The organism is Marinobacter sp. BW6 (assembly GCF_008107725.1).
Classification (GTDB): Bacteria; Pseudomonadota; Gammaproteobacteria; order Pseudomonadales; family Oleiphilaceae; genus Marinobacter.
This window is the reverse complement of sequence record NZ_VIRN01000061.1, coordinates 376769-401201: the sequence shown is the minus strand read 5'-3', so window position 1 is coordinate 401201 and position 24433 is coordinate 376769. Positions and strand designations below refer to the sequence as shown.

19 protein-coding genes are annotated in these 24433 nt (G+C 57.7%); 13 read left to right on the top strand and 6 right to left on the bottom strand.

Translation table 11 applies throughout. The features are described 5' to 3' along the window. The first annotated feature begins 23 nt into the window (after window positions 1–23). From rlmD to FMN52_RS07525, 4 genes are all read left to right on the top strand, one after another. Window positions 24–1373, top strand: a complete 1350-nt coding sequence (gene rlmD / locus FMN52_RS07540; protein WP_148608055.1) for a 23S rRNA (uracil(1939)-C(5))-methyltransferase RlmD — start codon at window positions 24–26, stop codon at window positions 1371–1373. Between the two features lie 58 nt (window positions 1374–1431). After that, window positions 1432–3669 carry a GTP diphosphokinase gene (gene relA, locus FMN52_RS07535; protein ID WP_148608054.1) on the top strand — a complete coding sequence of 746 codons (2238 nt, stop codon included), beginning with the start codon at window positions 1432–1434 and terminating at the stop codon, window positions 3667–3669. Then, window positions 3666–4523 carry a nucleoside triphosphate pyrophosphohydrolase gene (gene mazG, locus FMN52_RS07530; RefSeq protein ID WP_148608053.1) on the top strand — a complete coding sequence of 286 codons (858 nt, stop codon included), beginning with the start codon at window positions 3666–3668 and terminating at the stop codon, window positions 4521–4523. The genes relA and mazG overlap by 4 nt, the downstream gene beginning before the upstream one ends. A gap of 136 nt (window positions 4524–4659) precedes the next feature. Then, window positions 4660–5004, top strand: coding sequence for a pilin assembly protein (locus tag FMN52_RS07525; RefSeq protein ID WP_148608052.1), 345 nt, complete (start codon window positions 4660–4662; stop codon window positions 5002–5004). 25 nt (window positions 5005–5029) lie between these two features. On the opposite strand, the gene FMN52_RS07520 is transcribed toward FMN52_RS07525, so the two are convergent. After that, a complete protein-coding gene (locus tag FMN52_RS07520) occupies window positions 5030–5263 on the bottom strand; it encodes a hypothetical protein (protein WP_148608051.1) in 234 nt (77 codons plus the stop codon). A gap of 104 nt (window positions 5264–5367) precedes the next feature. On the opposite strand from FMN52_RS07520, the gene ppc reads away from it, so the two are divergent. The 6 genes from ppc (at window position 5368) to FMN52_RS07490 (ending at window position 12383) form a co-directional block, all read left to right on the top strand. Continuing rightward, window positions 5368–8013 (top strand): phosphoenolpyruvate carboxylase, encoded by a 2646-nt coding sequence (gene ppc, locus FMN52_RS07515; RefSeq protein ID WP_148608050.1) that lies wholly within the window; start codon window positions 5368–5370, stop codon window positions 8011–8013. 88 nt (window positions 8014–8101) lie between these two features. Continuing rightward, window positions 8102–9472 (top strand): HDOD domain-containing protein, encoded by a 1371-nt coding sequence (locus FMN52_RS07510; RefSeq protein ID WP_148608049.1) that lies wholly within the window; start codon window positions 8102–8104, stop codon window positions 9470–9472. A gap of 201 nt (window positions 9473–9673) precedes the next feature. Then, window positions 9674–10327: an adenylate kinase gene (gene adk / locus FMN52_RS07505; protein WP_148608048.1), complete on the top strand. Its 654-nt coding sequence runs from the start codon at window positions 9674–9676 to the stop codon at window positions 10325–10327. Window positions 10328–10361: 34 nt separating this feature from the next. Then, on the top strand, window positions 10362–11057 hold the full coding sequence (gene tsaB / locus FMN52_RS07500; protein WP_148608047.1) for a tRNA (adenosine(37)-N6)-threonylcarbamoyltransferase complex dimerization subunit type 1 TsaB: 696 nt from the start codon (window positions 10362–10364) through the stop codon (window positions 11055–11057). A 133-nt stretch (window positions 11058–11190) separates the two neighbouring features. Then, window positions 11191–11553, top strand: coding sequence for a UDP pyrophosphate phosphatase (locus tag FMN52_RS07495; protein ID WP_148608046.1), 363 nt, complete (start codon window positions 11191–11193; stop codon window positions 11551–11553). Beyond that, window positions 11553–12383, top strand: coding sequence for a class I SAM-dependent methyltransferase (locus tag FMN52_RS07490; RefSeq protein WP_148608045.1), 831 nt, complete (start codon window positions 11553–11555; stop codon window positions 12381–12383). The genes FMN52_RS07495 and FMN52_RS07490 overlap by 1 nt, the downstream gene beginning before the upstream one ends. A 6-nt stretch (window positions 12384–12389) precedes the next feature. Here FMN52_RS07490 and plsB read toward each other — a convergent pair whose 3' ends face one another. Continuing rightward, entirely contained in the window at window positions 12390–14858 is a 2469-nt protein-coding gene (gene plsB / locus FMN52_RS07485; RefSeq protein WP_148608044.1) for a glycerol-3-phosphate 1-O-acyltransferase PlsB, read from the bottom strand. A 153-nt stretch (window positions 14859–15011) separates the two neighbouring features. On the opposite strand from plsB, the gene nudC reads away from it, so the two are divergent. Then, a complete protein-coding gene (nudC, locus tag FMN52_RS07480) occupies window positions 15012–15827 on the top strand; it encodes an NAD(+) diphosphatase (protein ID WP_148608043.1) in 816 nt (271 codons plus the stop codon). Further along, on the top strand, window positions 15824–16687 hold the full coding sequence (gene murI / locus FMN52_RS07475; protein WP_148608042.1) for a glutamate racemase: 864 nt from the start codon (window positions 15824–15826) through the stop codon (window positions 16685–16687). Before nudC ends, murI begins: the two co-directional genes overlap by 4 nt. Here the strand turns inward: murI and FMN52_RS07470 are convergent. The 4 genes from FMN52_RS07470 to FMN52_RS07455 form a co-directional block, all read right to left on the bottom strand. Continuing rightward, window positions 16665–17672 (bottom strand): DUF2156 domain-containing protein, encoded by a 1008-nt coding sequence (locus FMN52_RS07470; protein WP_148608041.1) that lies wholly within the window; start codon window positions 17670–17672, stop codon window positions 16665–16667. The two genes, murI and FMN52_RS07470, sit on opposite strands and share 23 nt — an antisense overlap. Before the next feature lie 48 nt (window positions 17673–17720). Beyond that, window positions 17721–18374, bottom strand: coding sequence for a class I SAM-dependent methyltransferase (locus FMN52_RS07465; RefSeq protein WP_148608262.1), 654 nt, complete (start codon window positions 18372–18374; stop codon window positions 17721–17723). Window positions 18375–18607: 233 nt separating this feature from the next. After that, on the bottom strand, window positions 18608–20794 hold the full coding sequence (locus tag FMN52_RS07460) for an EAL domain-containing protein (RefSeq protein WP_148608040.1): 2187 nt from the start codon (window positions 20792–20794) through the stop codon (window positions 18608–18610). 24 nt (window positions 20795–20818) lie between these two features. Next, a complete protein-coding gene (locus FMN52_RS07455) occupies window positions 20819–22792 on the bottom strand; it encodes an HDOD domain-containing protein (RefSeq protein ID WP_148608039.1) in 1974 nt (657 codons plus the stop codon). Window positions 22793–22999: 207 nt separating this feature from the next. Here FMN52_RS07455 and FMN52_RS07450 point away from each other — a divergent pair, with 207 nt between their 5' ends. After that, on the top strand, window positions 23000–24325 hold the full coding sequence (locus FMN52_RS07450) for an AAA family ATPase (protein ID WP_148608038.1): 1326 nt from the start codon (window positions 23000–23002) through the stop codon (window positions 24323–24325). Window positions 24326–24433: the final 108 nt, after the last annotated feature.

Sequence of the window (24433 nt, the reverse complement as noted above, 5' to 3'; positions counted from 1 at the left end):
CGATTTTACCAAGAGACCCGAGTATGAGCAGACGACGCAGGAAGGTTCTTCCAAAAGAGCCCGTGCGCTGTGAGATTGAAACCCTGAGCCACGACGGCCGGGGTATCGCCCGTCAGGATGGCAAAACCCAGTTTGTGGATGGAGCCTTGCCGGGCGAAACGGTGATGGCGAAAGTGGTGTCGAGCCGGAGCAAGTTCGACGAATTGCGCACCGAACAGGTTCTGGAAGCTGCGCCGGATCGGCAAACGCCACCCTGCGAGTTCGCCGACCTGTGCGGGGGCTGTAGCCTTCAGCATATGGGTGGCGATGCCCAGATCGCGTTCAAGGAGAACACCCTGCGAGAGCATTTTGCCCATTTCGGGGGTATTGAGCCCGAGGAGTGGATTGAGCCACTGCGTTCGGAGAAGAGCCTGGGGTATCGCCGTAAGGCGCGTCTCGGGGTTCGTTACGTCAAGGCCAGGGAATCTGTTCTGGTTGGATTCCGCGAGAAGCGCAACAGTTTCCTGACCGACATTGATCGCTGTGTGGTGCTGGATCCCCGTATTGGCGATCGTATACAGCCCCTGCGCAACCTGCTGCATGACCTGGACGCCTACAGCAGAATCCCACAGGTAGAGGTTGCCTGTGGCGATGATGTGGCAGTGATGGTGTTTCGGAATATGGATGATCTGTCGGCCGGTGACCGGGAGAAGTTGATTGCTTTTGGTCAGGCCCATGATTTGCATATCTACCTGCAGCCGAAAGGGCCCGACACCGTGCATCGGATCTGGCCCGAATCATCTGGTCGGGATGATGAACGACTGAGCTACAGGCTGGATGAATTCGACCTGACCATGAAATTTCATCCCATGGACTTTACCCAGGTCAATGCAGGCATTAACCGCGCAATGGTACACAGGGCTGTGGAATGGCTGGATGTGCAGCCCGGTGAGCGTGTCCTGGATCTCTTCTGTGGTTTGGGCAACTTTACGCTGCCGCTGGCCCGAAGAGGTGGACAGGTTGTCGGCGTGGAAGGCGACGAGGCCATGGTCGTACGTGGCCGGGAAAACGCGGAACTAAATGGTCTGGACAATGTCGCTTTTCACGGCGCCGATCTGCACGGGGATTTCACTGGCCAGAGCTGGGCGAAGGAAGGGTTCGACAAGATTCTTATTGATCCGCCGCGCTCCGGTGCCGAGGAAATCTGCAAGTACCTCACCGCTTTCGGGGCCGGGAAGATAGTCTATGTCTCCTGTAACCCGGCGACCCTCGCGCGGGATGCGGGTGTTATGGTGCGCAACGGCTATCGCCTGGTGCGCGCAGGTGTGATGGACATGTTCCCCCACACCACTCATGTGGAATCCATCGCGTTGTTCGAACGGGATTCCGACTGACGATGTTGTGGGCAGTCAGGGATGGCTGCGGAAACCATCAGGTGAAAACAAGACCGATATGGTAAAAGTTCGCGAAGACTACGCAATGACCGGCGACGGCCAGGTGGATATCGAGGGCTGGGTACAGCAGATAGCCTCGCAGACACACCTGGAAGACCCGGAGCAGTTCCGGCAAGCCTGCGAAAAGGCAGCCGAGATTGATCTCCAGGCGTTTCGGCAGGACCGGCAGTGGGCGCCGGGCTCCAGCAGCTTCCGGATTGGTATCGAGATGGCTCAGGTTCTGTCAGAGCTGCATCTGGATCAGGCCAGCCTGGTGGCGGGAATTCTTTACCGGGCGGTGCGTGAAGAGCGTGTTCCGCTCGATAATATCCGCAAGGAGTTTGGCGACGAGGTGGCAGGCCTGATCAATGGTGTGCAGCAGATGGCGGCTATTTCGTCCATCCATCACCCGCTGAAAGGGAACGTCCTGGGCCAGAGTGAAGGCCAGTTGGACAACGTCCGCAAGATGCTCGTCACCATGATTGACGATGTTCGGGTTGCCCTGATCAAGTTGGCCGAGCGGACCTGTGCCATTCGCGCGGTCAAGGATGCCCCGGAAGAAAAGCGCATGCGTGTGGCCCGGGAAGTGTTTGATATCTATGCGCCGCTGGCCCATCGACTTGGCATCGGTCACATCAAGTGGGAACTGGAAGATCTGTCCTTCCGCTATCTGCATAGCTCCGCGTACAAGAAAATCGCCAAACTGCTGGATGAAAAGCGCCTCGATCGTGACGGCTACATCAAGCGGGTGATCGAGACCCTGCACACCGAACTCAAAGCCTATGGCATTGAGGGTGAACTGTCCGGTCGCGCCAAACACATCTACAGCATCTGGCGGAAAATGCGGCGTAAGGGCATCGATTTTTCGCAGGTCTACGATGTTCGCGCCGTGCGTATCCTGGTACCGGAGGTGCGCGACTGTTACGCCGCCCTGGGCATTGTCCACACGTTGTGGCGACACATTCCGAACGAGTTCGACGACTACATCGCCAACCCGAAGGAAAACGGTTACCAGTCCCTGCACACGGCGGTGATCGGCCCCGAGGGCAAGGTCATGGAAGTACAGATCCGTACCCACAAGATGCACGAGGAGGCGGAGCTGGGCGTCTGTGCCCACTGGTTGTACAAGGGCATGGACAAAGGCAACAAATCCGCAGGTTACGATGCCAAGATCAACTGGCTGCGTCAGGTGCTGGAGTGGCAGGAAGAGCTTGGCGACTTGTCCGGACTGGCCGACCACCTGAAATCCGATGTGGCTTCAGACCGGGTCTATGTCTTCACGCCAGAGGGTCATGTCGTGGATCTGCCCCAGGGGGCAACGCCGGTGGATTTCGCCTATCGGGTTCACACCGAGATCGGCCATGCCTGCCGTGGGGCTCGGGTGAACAGCCGGATTGTGCCGCTGACCTATCCGCTGAAAACCGGCGATCAGGTGTTTATCCTGACGTCCAATAACCCGGCTCCCAGCCGGGATTGGCTGAATCCCAGTCTTGGTTACATCCAGACGTCCCGCGCCCGGGCCAAGGTTACGCACTGGTTCAAACAGCAGGATCGTGGCCGCAACATTACCGACGGCCGTGCAATCCTCGAAGACGAATTCAAGCGACTGTCCCTGTACGATGTGGATCTTGGTGAGCTTGCGCGGAAGGTCAATTACCACAGTGCGGAGGACATGTTTGCCGCTACGGGTGCCGGCGATCTGCGCCCGACCCATGTGGCCAATGTGGCCCAGCAGATGCTGGAGCCCAAAACCGAACAGCTGGATCTGAAACTCAGCGCCCAGCGCCGCAAGCCCTACGATACCGAATCGGATATCCAGATCCTGGGGGTGGGCAAACTCAAGACACAGGTGGCGAAATGCTGTAAGCCTCTTCCCGGAGACGCTATTGGTGGCTACATCACAGTTGGCCGGGGCGTTACGGTGCATCGTCAGGACTGCCTGACGTTCCTGAACCTTCGCGAGTTCGAGCCCAACCGGATCATCGAGGTGAGCTGGGGTGGTCGACCGGCGGCGGTTTATCCGGTTGATGTCGAGATTGAAGCCTATGACCGGTCGGGACTGCTGAGGGATATCACACAGGTGCTTTCAGCCTCCAAGAGTGATGTACTGTCGCTCAATACCCTCAGCAACAAGGACGAGAACACGGCCACCATGACTGTGACCGTAGAGATTTCCAGCCTGGAGCAGCTGGCGCGGTTGCTGGCGCAGATCCGTAACCTGCCCAATATCATTGATGTAAGGCGTAAACGCGGATGAGCTACACCATCGACGATCTGAAAACCCTTATGGCCCGGCTCCGGGATCCGCATACCGGTTGCCCCTGGGATACCAGACAATCCTACAAGACCATCGTGCCGCACACGCTGGAGGAAGCCTATGAAGTCGCCGATGCCATCGAGCGTGAGGATTACCCGCACCTGAAAGACGAGCTGGGAGACTTGCTGTTCCAGGTGATTTTCTATGCCCAGCTTGGTCGGGAAGATGGCCATTTCGATTTTGATGGGGTGGTCGATCATCTGGTGCGCAAACTGGTGCGCCGGCACCCCCACGTCTTTCCGGAGGGTACTCTGGAAAGCCGCATTGACCCGGATAACCGGCCTGACGAGACATGGATCAAGGAAAGCTGGGAGCGCATCAAGGCCGAGGAGCGGGCCCTGAAACCCACATCGGAGGCCAGCGCATCGGTAAGCCGCCTTGATGGCATTGCCCGCACTCTGCCAGCCATGGCAAGGGCCGAGAAACTGCAGAAGCGGGCGGCCCGCCACGGCTTTGACTGGCCTGATATTGGCCCGGTTTTCGATAAACTCCATGAGGAAATCGAGGAGCTAAAAGAGGCCTGGGATGCTGCGCAAACCGGCGCCGGCGACCCGGATGCCGTCGAGGATGAGCTGGGCGATCTCCTGTTTGTGTGTGTGAACCTGGCACGGTTCATGAAGGTTAATCCTGAGCAGGCCCTCAATCGAACCAACCACAAGTTCGATGCCCGCTTCCGGGCGATAGAACGTGTGCTTGAGCGGGAGGGACGCGACATGGACGAAGAATCGCTGGAAGCGCTGGATGCCGTCTGGCAGACGGTGAAAGGCGTGGAGCGGGGAGGAAACGGGGACTGAGAAGGCTGGATCGGTAAGTACAATCCGTTACCAATTTTCTCGCCCCCGGACAGACGGCTTCGTCTACACTTCCGATAACGGACGCACAGTTTTCGTGCGCCGTGCGCCATCAATAAGATGCAGGAGTGAAGGCACCATGAAAATCAAAGATCTGGTCAACTACTGGGACAAGCATGCACGTGGTCGGCTTACCCGAGACGCTTATTTCACAGCGTTGTCTGACCAGCATCACAAGCGCCTCGAAAAGCTCGCAGCGCTTTACCCGATGAAGTCATCTCAGGACCTGATGCGGGATCTGATTTCTGCAGCATTGGACGAAATGGAGACCAGTTTTCCGTATGTTCAGGGCACCAGGGTGGTGGCATATGACGAGGATGGTTTCGAGATCTACGAAGATCAGGGCCTGACTCCGAAGTTCGTCAGCCTGAGCCAGAAGCACATCCAGCGCCTCAAGGCTCGTCAGCTGGAATCAGTAGCCTGACGGGCAGCATACTGCCCGTCACGGATTACTTGTCTTTCCCTTCCAGCCTGTCTTTCAGCGGGCTCTGGCGAACCAGATCGTCCAGGGCCGCGCCAATCATATCGTTCAGAATGTCGCTCTCACTGCGGTCCGGGTAAAGCTCCGCCAGTGCGGCCAATCGCGCAGCATCTTCCAGCGGCAGACGCAGATTGTAATCGTGTGTGCGTTCCACGGACTCTTTTTGCTTTTCCCAGTGTTTGGGCAAATCAGTGACCTTCATGTTAACTCCTTGCAGCTACAGGCTTGAATCGCCAATAGACTTTCTCGACTGTTCCTTAGTATCGTAAGTTTACTTCGCCTCCGTCAATTCAAAAGGACGCCAATGTGACTGAGCTACATCCAGAACTCCGAGAAAACGTAAGAATGCTGGGCGAATTGCTGGGCCATAGCATACGGCGATATCCCGGGCAGGATTGTTATGAGTTGATTGAGGAAATTCGTGCGGCCGCGAAGGCCGATCGTCGCCAGGAAAGCGGCTCCGGCCAGCGGCTGGTAAACCTTCTGGGCAAGCTGAGCGATGATGAGCTGCTTCCGGTAACCCGGGCGTTTAACCAGTTCCTGAACCTGGCGAACCTTGCCGAGCAATACCATGGCATCCGTCGCAAACGGGGTCACCAGTCTGATCTGATGGTCGAATCACTGGGTGAGGTGTTTGAGCGACTCAAGCAGGGCGATGTTACGCCGGAGGAGCTGCATCAGCGGGTGGCGGATCTGCGCATTGAGTTCGTGCTGACGGCCCACCCCACCGAAGTGGCCCGCCGTACCCTGATCATGAAATACGACGAAATGTCGGATTGCCTGGCACGGCTTGACCATGACGACCTGATGCCTGCCGAACGGGAGGAAATTGTTAACCGCCTGTCCCAGCTGGTATCAGAAGCTTGGCACACTGATGAGATCCGGCACGAGCGACCAACCGCAGTGGACGAGGCCAAGTGGGGTTTTGCGGTTATCGAGAACAGTCTTTGGGAGGCGTTGCCACAGTTTCTGAGGAGCCTTGATACCTCGCTGCAGGACGCCACCGGCAAGGGGCTACCCTTGCAGGCCTCACCCATCCGGATTGCTTCCTGGATGGGCGGTGATCGTGATGGTAATCCGAATGTTACCCATAAGGTCACCCGCCGGGTCTTCCTGCTCGGCCGCTGGATGGCCGCGGATCTCTATCTTCGGGATATTCAGGCGCTGCGGGCGGAACTGTCCATGTGGCAGGCGAGCGACGAGCTCAAAGCCGTCGCTGGCGATTCCCGGGAACCCTATCGCCATGTCCTTGCCGAGCTCCGAGAACGGCTGATCAAAACCCGCGACTGGGCCGAGGCGAGCGTCAACGGCGAGACAGCTGACGCCAGCGGGATTCTGTTTGAGAACGAGGATTTCACCGGCCCTCTGGAGCTCTGCTACCGGTCGCTGGTTGAGTGCGGTCTGGAGGATATAGCCAACGGGCCGCTGCTGGATACCATCCGCCGAGCGCACACCTTTGGCCTGCCTCTGATCCGGCTGGACATCCGCCAGGAAGCGAGCCGCCACGCCGAGGCTGTCGCAGAGATGGTCGATTATCTGGGGTTGGGGGATTATCTGTCCTGGTCCGAGCAGGAGCGCCAGGCGTTTCTGGTGCGAGAGCTCCAGGGCCGACGTCCACTGGTCCCCCGAAATTGGCAGCCTTCCGAATCGGTCGGCGAGGTGCTGGCAACCTGCGAAGTAGTTGCGCAACAAACCCCGGAAGCCCTGGGTTCCTACGTGATTTCCATGGCCAGCAAACCCTCTGACGTATTGAGTGTAATTCTGCTGTTGCGGGAATCAGGGATGAAGTTCCCGATGCGGGTCGTCCCCCTGTTCGAAACCCTGGATGATCTGCGTGGAGCGCCGGACAGCATGTCGGCCCTGTACGAGGTCGAGTGGTATCGGGAGTATTGCCAGGGCCGACAGGAAGTGATGATCGGCTACTCGGATTCCTCCAAGGACGCCGGCCAGCTGATGGCAGCCTGGGCCCAGTATCAGGCCCAGGAGAAACTGACCCAGGTTGCCCGGCAGTACGGTGTACATCTGACCCTGTTCCACGGCCGCGGTGGCACCGTAGGCCGTGGTGGCGGACCTGCTAACCGGGCAATCCTGTCCCAGCCGCCGGGCTCGGTGAACGGCAGTTTCAGGATCACCGAGCAGGGAGAAATGATCCGATTCAAGTTTGGTTTGCCCAGGCTGGCGGTTCAGAGCCTGACGCTCTACACCACCGCGGTTATTGAAGCTACGCTGGCACCTCCACCCAAGCCGCAGGACAGCTGGCGGGAAACTATGGACTGGCTCACCGAGCGGTCCCTGAAAGCCTACCGTGATGTGGTCAGGGAGAACCCGGATTTCGTACCCTATTTCCGCCAGGTCACACCCGAGCAGGCCCTGGGTAAACTGGCACTCGGTAGCCGACCGGCCCGGAGAAAGGCCACTGGTGGGGTTGAAAGCCTGCGGGCCATTCCCTGGATTTTTGCCTGGACCCAGATGCGGCTGATGCTGCCGAGCTGGCTGGGTAGTGATGTTGCGCTTGAGGAGGCCGCCCGGGATAACCGGCTTCCCGTGTTAAGAGAGATGATGCAGGGCTGGTCGTTCTTCCGCACCTACGTGGACATGTTGGAGATGGTGCTGGCCAAAGCAGATCTGCGTATCGCCAGCTATTATGAGCAAACGCTGCTGGACGATGACCAGCTAAAAGCCCTTGGGGAGAGTCTCCGAACTCGGCTACGGGGGTGTATTGAGCGGCTTCTTGAGCTAAAGGAGCAAAATGAGCTGCTTGAGGGGGAGCCAGTGTTTGCGCACTCCATGCGCGTGCGCACTCCCTACACCGATCCGTTGCACTACCTCCAGGCCGAACTGCTCCGGCGGGATCGCGAAAGCGAGGGCAAGGGTGAGGTGCCGGAATTGGTAGAGCGGGCCCTGAAAGTTACCATGGCGGGCATCGCCGCGGGCATGCGTAACACTGGCTGATCAAAGTGCGCTGATGACAGTGCCCAAAAGAAGTGCCGTGACAAAGGCCGGGTCGCCTGGCCACTGACGAGAACAAAGGGAGTAAGCTGTGGCGCTGGCTGCACGATTGGAACGTTTTCTTGCCCGCAAGGGCATCAGCTATCGGGAATTGCCGATTGATCAAGTGACCAGCCTGGATGCGGCGGTTATTGCTTCGGGTTTGTCGCAGGACGCCTTTATTCAGGCGACCCTCCTGATCGATATTACCGGTGTCGTTATGGCTGTGCACAAGTTCGACAGTTCCCTTGACCCGGATGCGGTCCACCACTTGACCGGTCGCCGTCTGCAGCCACTCACCGCCCGCCAGACCATGCGCCTGTTCGGCGATTGCGATCCCGGCTTCACACCGCCCATCGGGCAGGCTTACGAACTGCCCGTAATCGTTGATGCGGATGTGATGCAGGCGGATCAGGCGGTGTTCTCCAGTGGCACCGATCATTCCCTGCTAGAAATGGATGGCCGATCACTGAGGCTGTCGCTTGCAGGCGCCAGGGAAGGACACCTGGTTATCCGGGGACAGGGCAACGGCAGCCGCGAGGCACTAACGCTCGAGGAAGTTGCCGACAAGCTCCAGAAACTCTATCGCCTGCCACCAATGCCGGCCCTGGCGCTGCGTATTCTGCGGCTGACCGCCAATACCGACGCCACCGCCCGGGAACTTGCCGAGTTGATCGAGTTTGACCCGAGCCTGACCGCCCAGATCATGCGCTATGCCCGGTCTGCCCTGTTCAATTATCCCGGCCAGATCAATTCAGTCCAGGAAGCGGTCACCCGTGTGCTGGGCTTTGACCGTGTGGCCCACATTGCACTGGGTATTGCCTCTGTTCGCGCCTTTGAAGTGCCCCACCAAGGGATTCTGGGTATGGATAATTTCTGGCGCCACTCGCTGTATTGCGCATTCCTGTGCCAGATCATTGCGCCACGATGCGGCGCCGAGAAAGGGCTGGGTTATCTGTGCGGGCTGTTGCACAACTTCGGTCTTTTGCTGGTCGGGCATCTTTTCCCGGCAGAATTCGATGAACTCAATGAGCTTCGCGAGGCCAATCCCGAAGCCAGCATGCACTCTCTTGAGCAGCAGGTGTTCGGGCAGGGCAATGGCCAGGAAATCCTGTCGGTGGGCCATGGCGCCATTGGCGGAATACTGCACCGTTTGTGGCAACTGCCGGATCCGGTGGTCAAGGCGGCCGGTGTTCATCAGCAGTCTGGTTACCATGGCGAGCACGAGAACTATGTGTTGATGGTGCAGCTGGCCAATGCTCTGTTGAAGGATCGCGGTATCGGCGATGAATTCAACCCCGATGACGTACCGGCTTTGCTGTTAGGCCTGTCACTACGGCCGGAAGTAGTGGAAGAACTGAATGCGGAACTGGATCGGGTGGCTCCGGATCTGGACGCACTGGCCAACTCCCTGTCATCCTGACACCCTGTCGTTTTTCGCTGGGAAATGCGCGCTTCCGGTGCATGATACGGAGGTCGACTTTCTCTGACGTGGCTGACTTCGTATAATGCGCCTTCGCCGATTCTGGCTGACACCTGTTCCGTACAGGAGAGGCTGTCGCAAAGGCACGAGTTTTTGCCACAGCTTTTCAAATGATAATGACTAAAACGGGAGCACAGCGTTATGCGAATCATCATGTTAGGCGCACCGGGCGCCGGCAAGGGAACTCAGGCCCAGTTCATAACTGAACGGTTTGATATTCCCCAGATTTCCACCGGTGACATGTTGCGGGCGGCGGTGAAAGCCGAGTCTGAGCTGGGCAAGCAGGTTAAGGAAGTCATGGCGACCGGCGGGCTGGTGTCTGACGACATCATCATTGCGCTGATCGAAGAGCGCATCCAACAGCCGGACTGCAAGAACGGTTTCCTGCTGGACGGCTTCCCCCGGACCATCCCTCAGGCCGAGGCCTTGAAAGACCAGGGGATTGCTATCGACTACGTGGTGGAAATTGCTGTCGATGACGAGGAAATCGTCAGTCGTCTGTCCGGCCGCCGGGTGCATGAGGGCAGCGGTCGCATCTATCACGTGAAATACGATCCGCCCAAAGTAGAGGGCAAGGATGATGAAACCGGCGAACCGCTGGTTCAGCGTGAGGACGACAAGGAAGAGACGGTTCGCAAGCGTCTGAAAATCTATCACGATCAGACCGCACCTCTGGTCGGCTACTACCAGGGTTGGGCGTCAAAAGACTCTTCAGCGGCACCGAAATATGTGCGCGTGGAAGGCGTTGGCAGTCTGGACAGCATTCGCGACCAGATCCTGTCTGAACTCAAGTAAATTATTCGCATCCTGACCTGAGGTTTTCACACCGGTGAAACTGTTGGCACTGGATACGTCATCAGAGGGCTGCTCGGCAGCCCTTCTTGTTGATGGCGAAATCTCCGAACGCTTTGAGCTTGCTCCCAGAGGCCACACCAGGCTGCTGATGCCAATGGTGCGGGAACTGCTGGTAGAGAAAAACCTGGCCCCGGCGGAGCTGGATGTCCTGGCGTTTGCCTGCGGCCCGGGCTCTTTCACCGGTGTGAGAATCGCAACCGGTGTCGTGCAGGGCCTTGCCTGGGGGTTGGATATCCCGGTGGTGCCCGTCTCGTCACTGGAGGCGGTTGCCCTGGGGGCTATTGAAGCTTTGGATGCCCCCGAGGACACGGGTATTGCGGTGGCTTTTGATGCCCGTATGGGTGAGGTTTATTGGGGTTGTTTTGCCGCCCGGGCAGGACTGCCGGCGGCGCTGGCGCCAGAGCAGGTCTGTCCGCCGGAGGCGGTAACGCTGCCCGCAGGCGCTGCTCGTTGGTGCGGAGCAGGGCAGGGTTGGCATTATCGGTCCACCATGCCGGCGGAGGTATCAGAGCGAATCGATACCATCGACGAGACTCTGGTGCTCCGCGCAGCCTGGGTTGCGCGTCTGGCGGCGATTGCCTATGAGCAGGGAAAGACGGTGCCAGCGGAGCAGGCGCAGCCGGTGTATATCAGGGATGAAGTGACCTGGAAAAAACTGCCTGGTCGATAGTCACCATGCCTGTCTGTATTAATCCGGGCAAACCGGTCTGGGCGAAAAGTAACCAGCCGTCTTTTCTTCCACGCAATAATCTTCCATACTTCCATCTCACGTTTTCCTGTCATCCGGCCAGCGGTATCCGAACATGATTGGCGGAATTAATCCGGGTAACAATTTCAATTTTCAGACTGGTAACAACAGCCTGGTCCGGGAGCGCAGTGATGCGGCCCGTGCGCCCGCGTCAACGCCGGAAAAATCACCCGAGTCCGCTCGCCGTGACCTTGCTGATGGCAGTCAGAGCATTGTCAGTGACCGTAATGCTATCGAAACTCTCGAACGGCGTGTTGAGGCCCGTCGTGCCGCCGAAGACATCCGTCTGGAGCGATTCCGTGCGGACGAAGTGTCCCTGCCAGCCGCCAGGGCTCTTTCTACATTTGCGTCTGTAGCCGCCGCCGGACAAGAAGCTGGCGGCGATGCTAGCCTGGCCGGCATTGATATTCTGGTCTGATGTCTGACTCCTTCTCTGGCGAATCGTCTGCCCTTTACCTGAACACGGTCGCCGTTGCCCGCAGCGCGCTAGGAGACCGATTCCAGGCAGAGGCTCTTGCTGAATCACTGGGTCTGGATAATCTGGGTGTGGTACGTCCCAGAGATGTCCGCGACTTCCCGGTTTTGTTGTTTCTTGATGAGCAGGGGCTTGGTCTGCAGGTGACCGGCAAGGGTGCGCCCGGACCGGTGCGTGCGGAATTTGTTACCGGCAAGATGGGTTACCGTCGCGAACATGGTGGTGGCGCTGGCCAGCTGGTGGCCAAGGCGGTCGGCCTGCAGAAAACCCGTGCCACGCTCCATGTGGTTGATGCTACCGCGGGACTGGGCCAGGATGCCTTTGTCCTTGCCAGCCTTGGTTGCCAGGTTACGCTGTTCGAGCGTAATCCGGTGATCCATGCCTTATTGGCAGACGGTCTGGCGCGGGCCGCCCTGAACGTGGATTGCGCGGCCATTGTCGAGCGCATGCGATTGCTGGAGGGCAGCAGTATTGACTGGCTGGCGCAACCTGATACCGAGGCCGCCGATATTGTCTATCTGGACCCGATGTTCCCCCACAGGGACAAGTCGGCTCTGGTGAAAAAGGAAATGCAGGTCTTCCGCACCATTGTGGGGGACGACGAGGATTCGGGACAGTTGCTCGCGGGTGCTCTTGAACGTGCCCGTTACCGGGTTGTGGTCAAGCGGCCCCGCAAGGCGCCTGTGATTGACGGGCCGGAGCCGACCACTCGCATAGAAGGGAAAAGCAGCCGGTACGATGTCTACTCTATCAGGGCGCTGCCATCCCAGTGAGGGCTCTCACGCGCCCATCATGGTGACCTGCTGGATCGCCTGTCGCTTTTCGACACTCAGCACCAGGCGGGCATCGTCCGCCACCTCATCCAGTCCTTCTCCATAGCACAGCAAGCCGTTGTCGTCGGTCGTGATGACACCGTTGTTCTGCATATTGGCAATGAAATTCCGGAACAGGCTCTTGTCAAAGAATTCCGGTGCGTTGAGGCCAAACAGGATGGACATGCGTTCGGCCAGCAGTGCACTCTGCTCTTCCAGTTCGGCGGCACTGATCTTTCCTGAGCCGTACTTGCGGAGAATGCCCAGGGCAATGTGGTAGCGCTCGACGGTCTGGATGATAAAGCGGGACAGAACCCGGAGCCTCAGCATTGCCTCGGTGCCTTCTTCCGGTCGACGGATCCGGTCATCATCCAGCGGCTTCAGCAGGCCCTGCTCAATAAGAACATCAATCCACTGATTGATCACGTTTTTGGCTTCATCCGGCTGGTACTTCAGGAACAGCTCGGATTGCAGGTAGGGGTAGGCCACGCTTGCGAGGAACACGATCTTGTCCCGCCCCAGCGAATCTTTGTTTTCAAAGAGGCTGGCAATCAGTGAGGGCAGCGCGAACAGGTGCTGGATGTTGTTCCTGTAGTAGGTCATCAGAATCGCGTTGCTGCCTTCCAGGGCAATGATGTCGCCGAGCTTTTGCGGCTGCCGGCTGATCAGGCCCATGCCCTCGCAGTAGTCGACCCAGTCCTTGCCAGAGCCCTCAGGCAGCGTCACCGTTTCCGCATAGGGGAACGCCTTGAGCAGGGCAGCGTATTGATCCATCAGTCGGATCAGCTGGCCCTCATCCATCGCCAGTCGCTCGGTACCCAGCAGAACGGTTGCGGTCATGCCGATCGGGTTAACGGCAACCGACGCGTTGATGTTCGACGCTACCCGGAATGACAGCTCTGAAACCGCGCTGTTGAGCCACTTTGGGCGATACTCGGCGTCGTAGGCCTCGTCGCGCCAACTGCTGTGAACATCGTCGAGAACCTCGGACAAATGAATGGCTTCGCCAAAGTTGACTGAAACGCGACCGAAGGAGTTGCTGAGCTTACGGACAGTTTTAGCCAGCCCGAATACGCTTTCTTTTTCCTTTTTCTTGCCGCGCAGTTCGCCCAGATAGGAGCGACCTTCCATAACCTTTTCATAGCCGATGTACACGGGCACGAATACGATGGGTTTGCGATGGTCACGCAGGAAACTGCGCACGGTCATTGCCAGCATGCCCGGGCGGGGCTGCAGCATGCGGCCTGTCCTGCTGCGGCCGCCCTCAACGAAGTACTCCATGGAATAGCCCCGCGAGAACATCACGTGCATGTATTCATTGAACACGGTGGCGTAGAGCGGGTTGTCCCTGAAACTGCGGCGCATGAAGAACGCTCCGCCGCGGCGCAGGATCGGTCCGACTACGGGCATGTTGAGATTGATACCAGCGGCGATGTGGGGCGGCATCAGACCGTTCTTGTAGAGTACGTAGGACAGCAGCAGGTAGTCGATGTGGGACCGGTGGCAGGGCACGTAAACCACGGCATTATCCTGCGCCACCTCCTTCACGACCTGGACATTGTTGATGGCAATGCCGTTGTAGATCCGGTTCCAGAGCCATGACAACACCACTTCCATAAAGCGAATAGTGACAACGGACATGCTCGCCGCAATCTCATCGGCATATTTATAGGCTTTGGCACGGACTTTCTCCGGCGGTATGTCGTCTCGTGCCGCCGTCTCCCGGATGGCTTCCTTGACCGCCTGGGTCCGTACCAGACCCGCCACCAGGGTGCGGCGATGGGATAGATCCGGCCCCAGCACGGCCTGGCGAACCCGGCGGAAATGGGTTCTCAGTATCCTCGCCAGCTTGCGGTTGGCGCGCTCCTCGCTGTGCCGGTATTCGTCGATCACCTGTTTCAGTGAGAGCGGCTGGTTGAACTGTACATAGGTATTGCGACCGTGAACCATGATGATCAGGAACTTCTGAAGCCGGCCAGCAATGGACCATGTGTCAGACAGCAGCAGCTTTACCAGGGACTTTTCCTTGTCTGGAGATCGGCCCCAGAAGAGTGACACCGGAACAATCTGGACATCCTGGTCTGGATGCTCAAGACCGTAGTGCACCAGTGCCTGAAATTCGTTCGTGGGCGCCGGAGCCTGACGTCCTCTGAAAAAACCCCCAATCCGGCGGTAAAGAAAAAAGAAGGAGTGGGACGGGCCGTTTTTCACCGGAAGGGCTTCAGTGGCGCCTGGCAGTCCGGCCCGGATAACTTCCTGCTCCAGAACCAGACGGCTCGAGAGCGAGCTGTATTGCAGCACGTAGCAAACCGGTTTGTCGGGATCGAGGGCGAGGGCTTCAACGCTGTTGCCGCTGACATCAGTCCGGACCCAGATAAACAGTATCTTGCGAAAAAGGGTCAGGATCAGGCTGCGAATGCCCTGGTAAAGACGCATAAAGTGCAACTCCGTTGAAGAAACAGGTGCCAAGTTTACTTGGTTGAGTACAGAGCGGAAAGTCGGCGCTTTCATTCTTGGCCGGTGCAGCAATGTGGTACATTTCTGGTTGATCTCTTAATCACCCCGTTGACGCATCAAATGGTGGTCGCAATGACTCAGTGGATACCCGGCTGGACGACCCGGCAGCCGGAAAAAGGCGATCTGGTTCTCGCGCTGTCGGGATCAGATGTGGTCAAGCCTGATTCCGGTTGGCTGCATTCTGGCGACAGCAATCTTTTCCGGGACGGATTGCCGGATTCAGTGTCTCTGGGCAGTTACGACGGGCGAGACGTTTTCGTGACTGAGTTGCCCGACTCTGGCGTAGCCAGCGGGGAACTGATTTCCCTGAGGGATGCATTGCTGATGGTTGGCGATGCGCCTGCGGATATGCTCAGTACTGGATTCCAGGTCTGGCAATGGTGGCGTGACCATCAGTATTGCGGTCGCTGCGGCGAGCGAACCGGCTTTCATCCCCGTGAGAGGGCCAAATGGTGCGACCCTTGCGGAATTCCCTGGTACCCGAGGCTGGCTCCCTGCGTGATTGTGGTCATTCGCCGGGACGATCGGCTCCTGCTTGCAAGGTCCTCCCGGGTCAAAAGGCATTTTTACAGCCTGATTGCCGGGTTTGTTGAGCCGGGGGAAAGTCTGGAAGGCGCTGTGCACCGTGAAGTGAAAGAGGAGACCGGGCTGGACGTCACCAACATCCGCTACCACGCCTCGCAACCCTGGCCATTTCCCCATCAGCTTATGGTCGGCTTCTTCGCCGATTACGCCGGAGGAGAGCTTGTTCTGCAGGAAGACGAGCTTGCCGATGCCGACTGGTTCCTGCCGGGCGATACGCCACCGGTGCCGCCGGAATCCACGATTTCGGGCCGGCTGATCCGGGCCATGGAGAACGAGATTTCCCGGGGAGGTATTCCGGTTTGAGCGGGCAGACGCCTCCAAGGGTTCTGGTGTTTGACTCCGGTGTCGGTGGTCTGAGCGTTGCGGCCTGTATTCACCGGCAACTGCCGGGATTGGAGATCGTCTATCTGGCAGACAACGCAGGCTTCCCCTATGGCGACAAATCCGAGGCGGTTGTGATCGACCGTTGTTGCGGTCTGATCACCAGAGCGCTCGAGCTCTACCCGTCAGACGCCATCGTGGTGGCCTGCAATACCGCCAGTACCGTGGTTCTGCCGCATTTACGGGCGATGACGGCGGTCCCGGTTGTGGGGGTGGTGCCGGCCATCAAACCGGCGGCAGCAAAAACCGTAAATCGGCGAATGGGGCTGCTGGCGACACCGGCAACGGTTCGCAGGTCTTATCTCGACAGGCTGGTCGAGGAATTCGCTGGCGATTGCAGGATTGAACGTATTGGCCATCCGGGGCTGGTGCGCTGGGCAGAAGACCTGGTTTCAGGAATCGAGGTTCCGCTTGCCGAGCTCAATGAGGCGATGAGGCCTTTTCAAGAGGCTGGTGTGGACACCGTGGTACTTGGTTGCACTCATTATCCACTGTTACTGGATAGTCTGAAGGCGAGTCTGCCGTCGGTTCGTTTCTGGGTGGACTCGGGTGAGGCCATTGCCCGACGGGTAGCCTGGCTGCTGGAACAGACCGGGCGGCTTGATGTTGCTCAAGGCGCAGTTGCCGGCGCAGGGAAACAACCTGTGAGCGCTGCGCTGTTTTCGGGGCCGGCACCGAAGGGCATCGCGTCCTTCATGGCGGGCCTGGGCCTGGAGGTCAATCGGGTAAGCGAACACTGGCCGGGAGAACCCCTGGGGGCTACAGCAACCGGGTCAGCTTGAACATGGCGAGAAACTCCAGCGCCGGAATCGACCGTTTGTGACAGCAGTACGTCTTGAACTTCTCCCCCCGAAAACGTGATTTGGTGAATTCCAGGCCTTTGAAGTTGTAAAGGAAGTTGCCCTTCTCATAGAGGCCGTGCAGCAGACTCTTCAACAGCCTGCTCTCCTGATGCTCCGTTGCGGAATCCAGTGACAGGGGAATCAGCCCGAGATCGAGATAGGGTACTCCTTCCGCCTTGAAAACGTCCATCGCATGTGCCATCAGGGTATAGAAAATCCCCTGGCGGAAATCGGCGTTGGCCCGGGAGATGTTGGGCACATAGCTGATGATCTCGTTGTTGCGATAAATCGGGTCGAAATAGATAAACCCTACTGCCTTACCATCCTGATAGGCGTAGAAATGCCTTTCGTTCTCTCGATAGTCCATTTCCATGGGGCGGATCAGAAAGCGGATTTCATTGCTCTTGCATTTGCGGGTTCGAATCCAGGCTTCGGATATTTCACGGGTGTGATCGTCACTGAAACGTTCTTTGACAGTAATACCGCTTTTTTCCGCCTGGTTCAGCGCGGTTCGCAGGATCTGTTTTTTCTTCCCGCTGAGTGACCAGCGGCCCAGATCGATGCGGGATTCGCTGCCAAACTGGGTGCCGTAGAGACCAAAGCGCAGGTGCAGGAAATCAACCACCGGTTTGGAGACCTGGATGTAACTGGCGTTCGGAAAGTGCTGGTGAAAGCTCTCGAGCAGGTTGCCAAAGTCTTTCGGGGCACAGACAGGATCCGAGAGCACGAAGGTGGCGCCCCATTTGCGCATGTAGGCGATGTACCCCATACCCGGTACGTCGAAATACTGCATGCCCGGTTGGAGTGTTGAAAACGACTGGGAATGGGTGCCGTATTTCTTCAGGAAATCGACACGCTCGGTAAATGTAAAAGAGCCGCTCTCCAGCGCGCCAACCCTGTCCAGTGCGAGTATCTGATCCGACATGCTGCTGCTCCCTGTTTGTTTTTGTTGGGTGACTCTCTAGCGAAGTGCTCAGGCCTGCTTGCGTCCGAGAATGGACCAGTAGCAGTTCATGTTCAGAAGCTTGAAGTGCTTCTTGTCCGTGACCTGAAGGCCCAGCCGCTGCATGTGCTCGGGGTAGTTGTAGATTTTGTGGAAGGCATTGTTGGCGAATAGCCAGAAAATGAAGACCGCCATGTACCAGTAAAGCTTCTTGAACATTCTGGAAAGCAGGTTGCCAGTCGGGTAGGAAAAGTCGCCAACAACGACCCGGGCGTCGGCCTTGCCCAGCCGTATCAGGTGCTCGAGGACCCGGACCATCATGTCTTCATCGAACACGTTGAGGAAGAAATTGGCCACGACCATGTCGTACTGCTCGAATTCATCCACTTTCATGATGTCACTGTGGATGCGCCGGATTGTGAGTTGTGGTGCCTCTTTTTCCTGAGCCTCGGCAAACTTCCGCAGCATGGTTTCGGACAAATCCACCACGGTCACCTCTGCGCCCAGTTCAGCAGCTCGGATGGCATCCCGGCCATGGCCGACGCCGGCGAACAGAATCCTGTCCCCGGGCCGGACGGTTTCAACATCCAGCATTGCGGTTTTGCAGCGGTGTATATTCTTGCCGCTGTAGAGATTGCTCAGGAAATCGTAGACGGGACCAATATACTTGTACTTGTCGCGCATGATGACTGCTGCCTGTTCTTGTTCCTTGGATGCCGTCGCCGTTTTTGTCGTTATTGGTCCGAGAATGTCGGACATTCCGGTGATCAGCGCCTATGGATTTGAGCTTAGAGAACAGGGTGGGAGAAATATGTGCAGTAATGCGCATTTCCGGATACACAAAGTAACGTACTGCAATACTTTGCAAACCAGATCGCGGTTTTATATAGGAGTGTCAGACAATAAATAATCGCCTATCAGAATGAAGCGGCTCTGGCTGTGGTTCTGGTCCGGCCGGTTCCCAGGGTTTTGGAAATTTCGACCGCAGGTCTCGCCGGACCGTAGAAGAAGCCCTGGACCTGATGGCAGCCCAGGCCTCGCAGATATTCAAGCTGCTCGTCGGTCTCCACGCCTTCGGCAACAATCTCCAGCTTCAGTCCGTGAGCCATGGCAACGATGGCATTGACGATACACGCACCGTCGTCTCCGCTGCGAATGGCTTTGACGAAAGACTGGTCGACCTTGAGGGTATGGATCGGGAGGCGGTGGAGGTAATTCAGCGACGAATAGCCGGTGCCAAAATCGTCAATCGCTATCCGGACACCTAGAGCGGCCAGTTCCCGGAGTTTCTGGGAGATCTGCTCAAGATCGTTCATGATCACGTTTTCGGTAATCTCTATTTCGAGATTGCCGGCCGGGAAGTTGTGGGTTTTTACCTGCTGCATCAGGGTTTCCACAAACCGTGGGTGTTCGACCTGGCTGGGTGACAGGTTTACTGCGAGCCGCAGGTCGGAATGGCCGTCGCGAATCCAGCAGCCGACATCTTCGCAGGCCTGGTCAAGAACCCGCTCGCTCAGTTGGCCAATCAATTTGGTTTCTTCTGCCAGGGGGAGGAAATCCCTTGGGTAGAGCAATCCTCGCTCGGGATGTTGCCAGCGAACGAGCGCTTCAAGTCCGACTATACGGTTTGTTGTGGAGCACACCTGAGGCTGATAGAAAACCCGTAGTTCGTCCCGCTCCAGGGCCAGGCGCAGATCCCGTTCCAGGTTAAGCCGATTGGCGGTATCGATGCTCATGCTGTCGGAGTAGAAGCGGTAACCGTCCTTGCCTTTGCCCTTGACGTGGTACATCGCGATATCGGCGTTTTGTATCAACTGATCCATGGACTCGCCGGCTTCCGGGAAGATAGAGATGCCAATACTTACACCGACGAATACTTCGTGGTCGCCCAACTGGAAGGGTGCTTTGAGTGCGTCGATAAGCTTTTTCGCGATTTGCCTCGCATCCTCGTGATTATGGATGGATGGCAGAAGCAGCGTGAATTCATCGCCACCGAATCGGGACAGGGTGTCGCCTTTACGCAGGCACTTCTCAAGACGATGTGTGACCGCCTGAAGCAGACGATCACCCATGGCGTGCCCGAGGGTATCGTTGATGACCTTGAACCGATCCAGATCCAGGAACATCACGGCGAGTTTCTGGCCGCCGCGGTTGGCGTGGGTAATTGCTAGCTCAAGACGATCCTTGAAAAGTGCCCGGTTCGGCAGTCGTGTCAGCAAGTCATGGTAGGCCTGGAAGTTGATGAAGGCTTCGGCCTCTTTCCGTTCGGTGACGTCACGGGCGGTTCCATAATAAGTTGCGCCGTTGCCATTGCCGTCTCCCTGTGTCGTCCCGGAGTGGGGCCAGGTTTGCGGATCGATGGGAAAGGCGGTTATCTCGAAGTGTCGGGTGGCCCGGCGGCTGCCACGGGTTTTCAGGCGAACTTCCAGGGTTCTCGGGTTGTCTGCGGTGATGTTGGGGCCTTTCAGGGCCAGGGTCCCGCGGGTCACGTCCCGGTCGTCAAGAATGTGCCGGAAGTGCTGGCCGCAAAGTTCCGATGGCTGATATCCGAGCAGGCTCTCGACTTTGCTGTTTACAAAGCAAAAGTGTCCGTCTTTATCGAGCATGAACACGATGTCTGGGGAGCTGTTGACGATGTATCGGTGAAGGGCCTCGGATTTCTCCAGCCGCATCTGGATGTGTTCGTGGGCTTCAAGAAGTGATTTTTTCCCGATAACGCTCTCGACTGTGGCCAGCAACTCTTCAGGGTCAAAGGGTTTACGGATGTAGTCCAGGGCGCCTCTGCGCAGGGCCCGGCTCACGGCGCTGAATGAGCTTTCGCCGCTGACCACAATCACGCCACAATCCGGTTGCCCGCTGGCAAGGTGTGCCATGACGTCGAAACCGCTGACTTCGGGCATCCGGAGATCCAGCAGGGCAAGGTCGAACGTTTGCTGGTCAATCAGCTCGCAGGCTTTTCGGCCGCCGTGAGCTTCCGCAACCTCATAACCCCGGCTGCGCAGCAGCGAAGCCAGTGTATTCAGCAGGCGAGGCTCGTCATCTGCAACCAGTATTCGTGCCGTTAACCCGTGACTGAAAGGCTGATCAGTATGTTCAGGTGCCATCGGTCTATATCCGTCGTTTCTGCGTCAGTCGGTCTCGTTCTTTTTGTGGCTGGCCGCCGGTAGCAGAATCCTGAAGGTGGTGCCTTCCTGCCCCGTGCGACAAGCAATGATGCCCTCCATGTCATCAACAAGCTGTTTCACAATGCTCAGGCCCAAACCGCTGTGGCCTTCTCCTTTTGTGGTTTTCGCCGGTGAAAACAAGGTGTCCCTGATATCACTGGGTATTCCGCTACCTGTATCTGTAATCTCAAGCTCCACCCAAGTGCGATGATTCTGCCACACCGGGGAAGACGTCCGTAATTCAACCTTGCCACCAGAGTCCGGAAGGCTTTCCGCAGCGTTTCGAACCAGGTTGATAACAACCTGGCGAATCCTGGTGGTGCCGGCCCTAACCTGTGTTGGTTCGCTGCACAGCGATAACTTGAGGTTGCGGTTTTCGGAGCTGAACAGACTATCTTCAAGGATGCGCGCCAGACTTTCCAGTTCGGTATTGAGTTCAACTCCGTCGTCACCCTGTTCCGTGGTGTCAGTATGGCTCATTTGCAGTAAAAGATTACCGGCGCGGTCCAGTTCATCGCGGATCACGTCCAGATCCTGGTGGACATCGGCATCGTCGAGCTTGCCGCGCAGTTGGTAAATGTACTGTCTGATGATAGTCAGCGGGTTACTGACCTCGTGTACCTGTTTGCGCAGCCGGTCGCGGGCTATTTCCTGATCCAGTCCTTCTGTGCCCGTTGCGGCGGGCGTTCGGTTTGCCAGCACGGTAGACAGCTGACCGGTAAAGATTCCAGCCAGTTCAAGGGTTGTCGGCAGGTGTTCGTTGTCGGTGCCAAGAGCGAACACGCCAGGGCAATTGCCACCACTGTTAACGGGCACAGCCAGCATGGATGGCGTGTGTAGCAACGACAGCAACTGGCGGTCGAGCACGGTAGGCGAACGCTCGCCAAGGCTGACTGGCAGACCGGAAATGAAAGCTTCCGTGAGGACGCTGCCGCCGGGCTTGGCGGTTACTGCAAGTTCGGGGATGTCGCCAATGGTCCCGGACAGGAGCACGAGGTTGTCGCCTGTGTGTCCAAAGCAGAGTGCCGGGAGGCCGGTGATCAGGGTGAGGCTGTTGACGGTTTCTGCGAGGACGTCCTCGGTTTCGCCGGTGAGGTCGGCAAGGTTGAGGGCCTGATTCGCCATGGCCTGGCGGAGAATGGTCTGTTTGAGCTGCCGGGACGCACTCTCACCGCAGTACTCCTCGTCCAATGGAATCCCCAGAGAGGCGGCCATACCCGAGACTTCATGGCCAATACGGCGGTTGATCTCACGGGTCAGTTCCTCGTTCAGCCCGAACATCGTGCCCGCCGCCGCAATGCCCGCGGCATCGGAGAGAGCCAGCCGGGTAGCCAGGCTGATCAGTTTTACCAGATGCCCGGCATCCCTGAGTTCCGAGGGCAGCGCCTGCTGATAGCGCATGGCATCGGCCGCCATGGGCCCGAGGCCCCAGGAAGCCACGAGTTCGGCGGCAATGTCCGACTGGTGGTCAAGATAGTGTTGCTTCGCCTCGGTGGCTGGCGTTTTAATAGCGATCAGCTCACCAATGTTGTGAAGCATGCCCAGCATGAAGGCTTCATCAGGCTCAGGGTAGCGGGTGAGCGTTGCCAGGGCCCGGGCGGTCAGAGCGGTGGTCAGTGAGTGCCGCCAGAAGTCTCGTAGTTGCTGCCATTCGTCTCCGCCCAGCTCGAACAGCAGTTGTCGCAGGGCTGCGGTCAGAACCAGCGTGTGAAAACGCCGGGTGCCGAGTCTCAGGAGTGCCTGGTCAACGGAGCGGATTGGGGTAGAGGGACCGTATAGGGCGGAATTGGCCAGCGCCAGTATACGGGCAACCAGAGCCGTATCGGCGGAGACGATCTCGCTGATTTTTCGGTAGTTCTCGTCCTGATGACAAGCATCGAGCGCCCGCAAAGTGACTTCCGGGAGGCTCGGTAGCTGTAAATCAGGCGCAATGTGCATAGGCTTACCTGCCGTGCGATGAAAAAAGTCAGTATCTGACGGAGCGTTCACTCTTATTGTTTGAATCGAGCTTAGACAATAATGCGTCGTTATTAAATACTTATTGATCTTTTTTTAAGCAATATATTATCTAATTCGTGATATGTGTAGAATTTTTACAGGTTAAACTATCCGAAACCGAAAAATCAGGGACCTAGATTAGCGGTGATGAACGCCAGAGAACCTGTCAAGCACAATCCGAACCAACCTCGCACGATCGCCATTACAGGCGGCAAGGGAGGGGTGGGTAAGACCTCGGTCGCCCTGAATCTTGCGCTGACACTGGCGAGGCAGGATAACCGGGTTCTGTTGCTGGATGGTGACACCGATCTGGCCAACGTCAGTATCATGGTTGGCCTGTATCCGAGAAAGACCCTCGCCAATGTGATGGCCGGAGAATGTCGCCTGGAGGACACCATTCTCGAGACCGATTACGGCCTGCACATTGTGCCGGGGGCATCCGGTGTCCAGGAATGCATGGACATGGGGCCGACTGAAAGCCTCCGTATACTGCGGGCACTTTATAACCTGGAAAACCGTTACGATTACGTCATTACCGATACCGCTGCCGGTCTGCAGGCCGCCGGGCTGCACATGATTGCTGCAACAGAGCTGGCCTGTATGGTCGTGACCCCGGACCCCGCCTCCCTGACTGACGCCTTCTCGCTGATCAAGGTTCTGCGACGCAGGGGTTACAATCGGATCCCAAGTATTTTGGTGAATATGGCCCAGGGTGCCAGTCAGGCTCGGTCTGTGTTCCAGCGTCTGGATGCCGCTGCTCAGCGCCACCTTGGAATCTCGCTCCATTATATGGGCGGGATCTGGCGGGACGAGACCCTTCGCCAGTCGGTCCTTAACCAGAAGCCCGTTGCGCTTCTGCCGGTCTCGGACCCCTCATGCCGCCAGTTTCACACCCTTGCAGACATGTTGGATGTGCGGCTGTCCCAGTTGCCCCGGCGTAAGGCAGGTATTGCGGCATACTGGCACAAGGTGTCCAAGAGAGAATCCGCGAACCCGCTCAAAACGTTGGCCAAGTCGGAGTCGCAAACCGAAAACGAAGCACCGGCGCTCAAAGATCAATGCTTGAAGGCCGTCGGTGAGATTGAGGCCGTGTTCAGTCAGGCGCCGGTCGATCCGCTGCTGCGTTATGAGGCATTCACCCGCCTTTTTGCACTGCTGGGGAGCACGCTGGACAGCGATGCCATCGAGATTGTCCAAACCGGCTTGGGATCTTTCCAGTGGGAGGATCTCAGCTCGGAACGCAAGAATCATCTGGCCATCCATCTCCGTGAGTTGGCGGACCAGATTTCGCCTCCCACGAGGGAGCTAAAGCCCCCTGAGCCGGCGCACGCGGTGCTCCGCGAGCCTTTTTACGATCGCATCAGCTTTGGCGAGCAGGATCGCCTGGTGCGTGTTTTGAAGGAGCAGCCGGCGGATATTTCCCTTGATCAGCTTCTTCGGTCTCTGTCGGGCAATGATCAGGGCGGCTCCTGATAGGCAGAAAAACCTACCTTCTTTTCCGTCATTTTATTAGCACTTTTTGTAGCGTAACTTTGCTGTGTGTCACCGCTCTGTCACCGAAGTTGTGCAAGGATTGAGCAT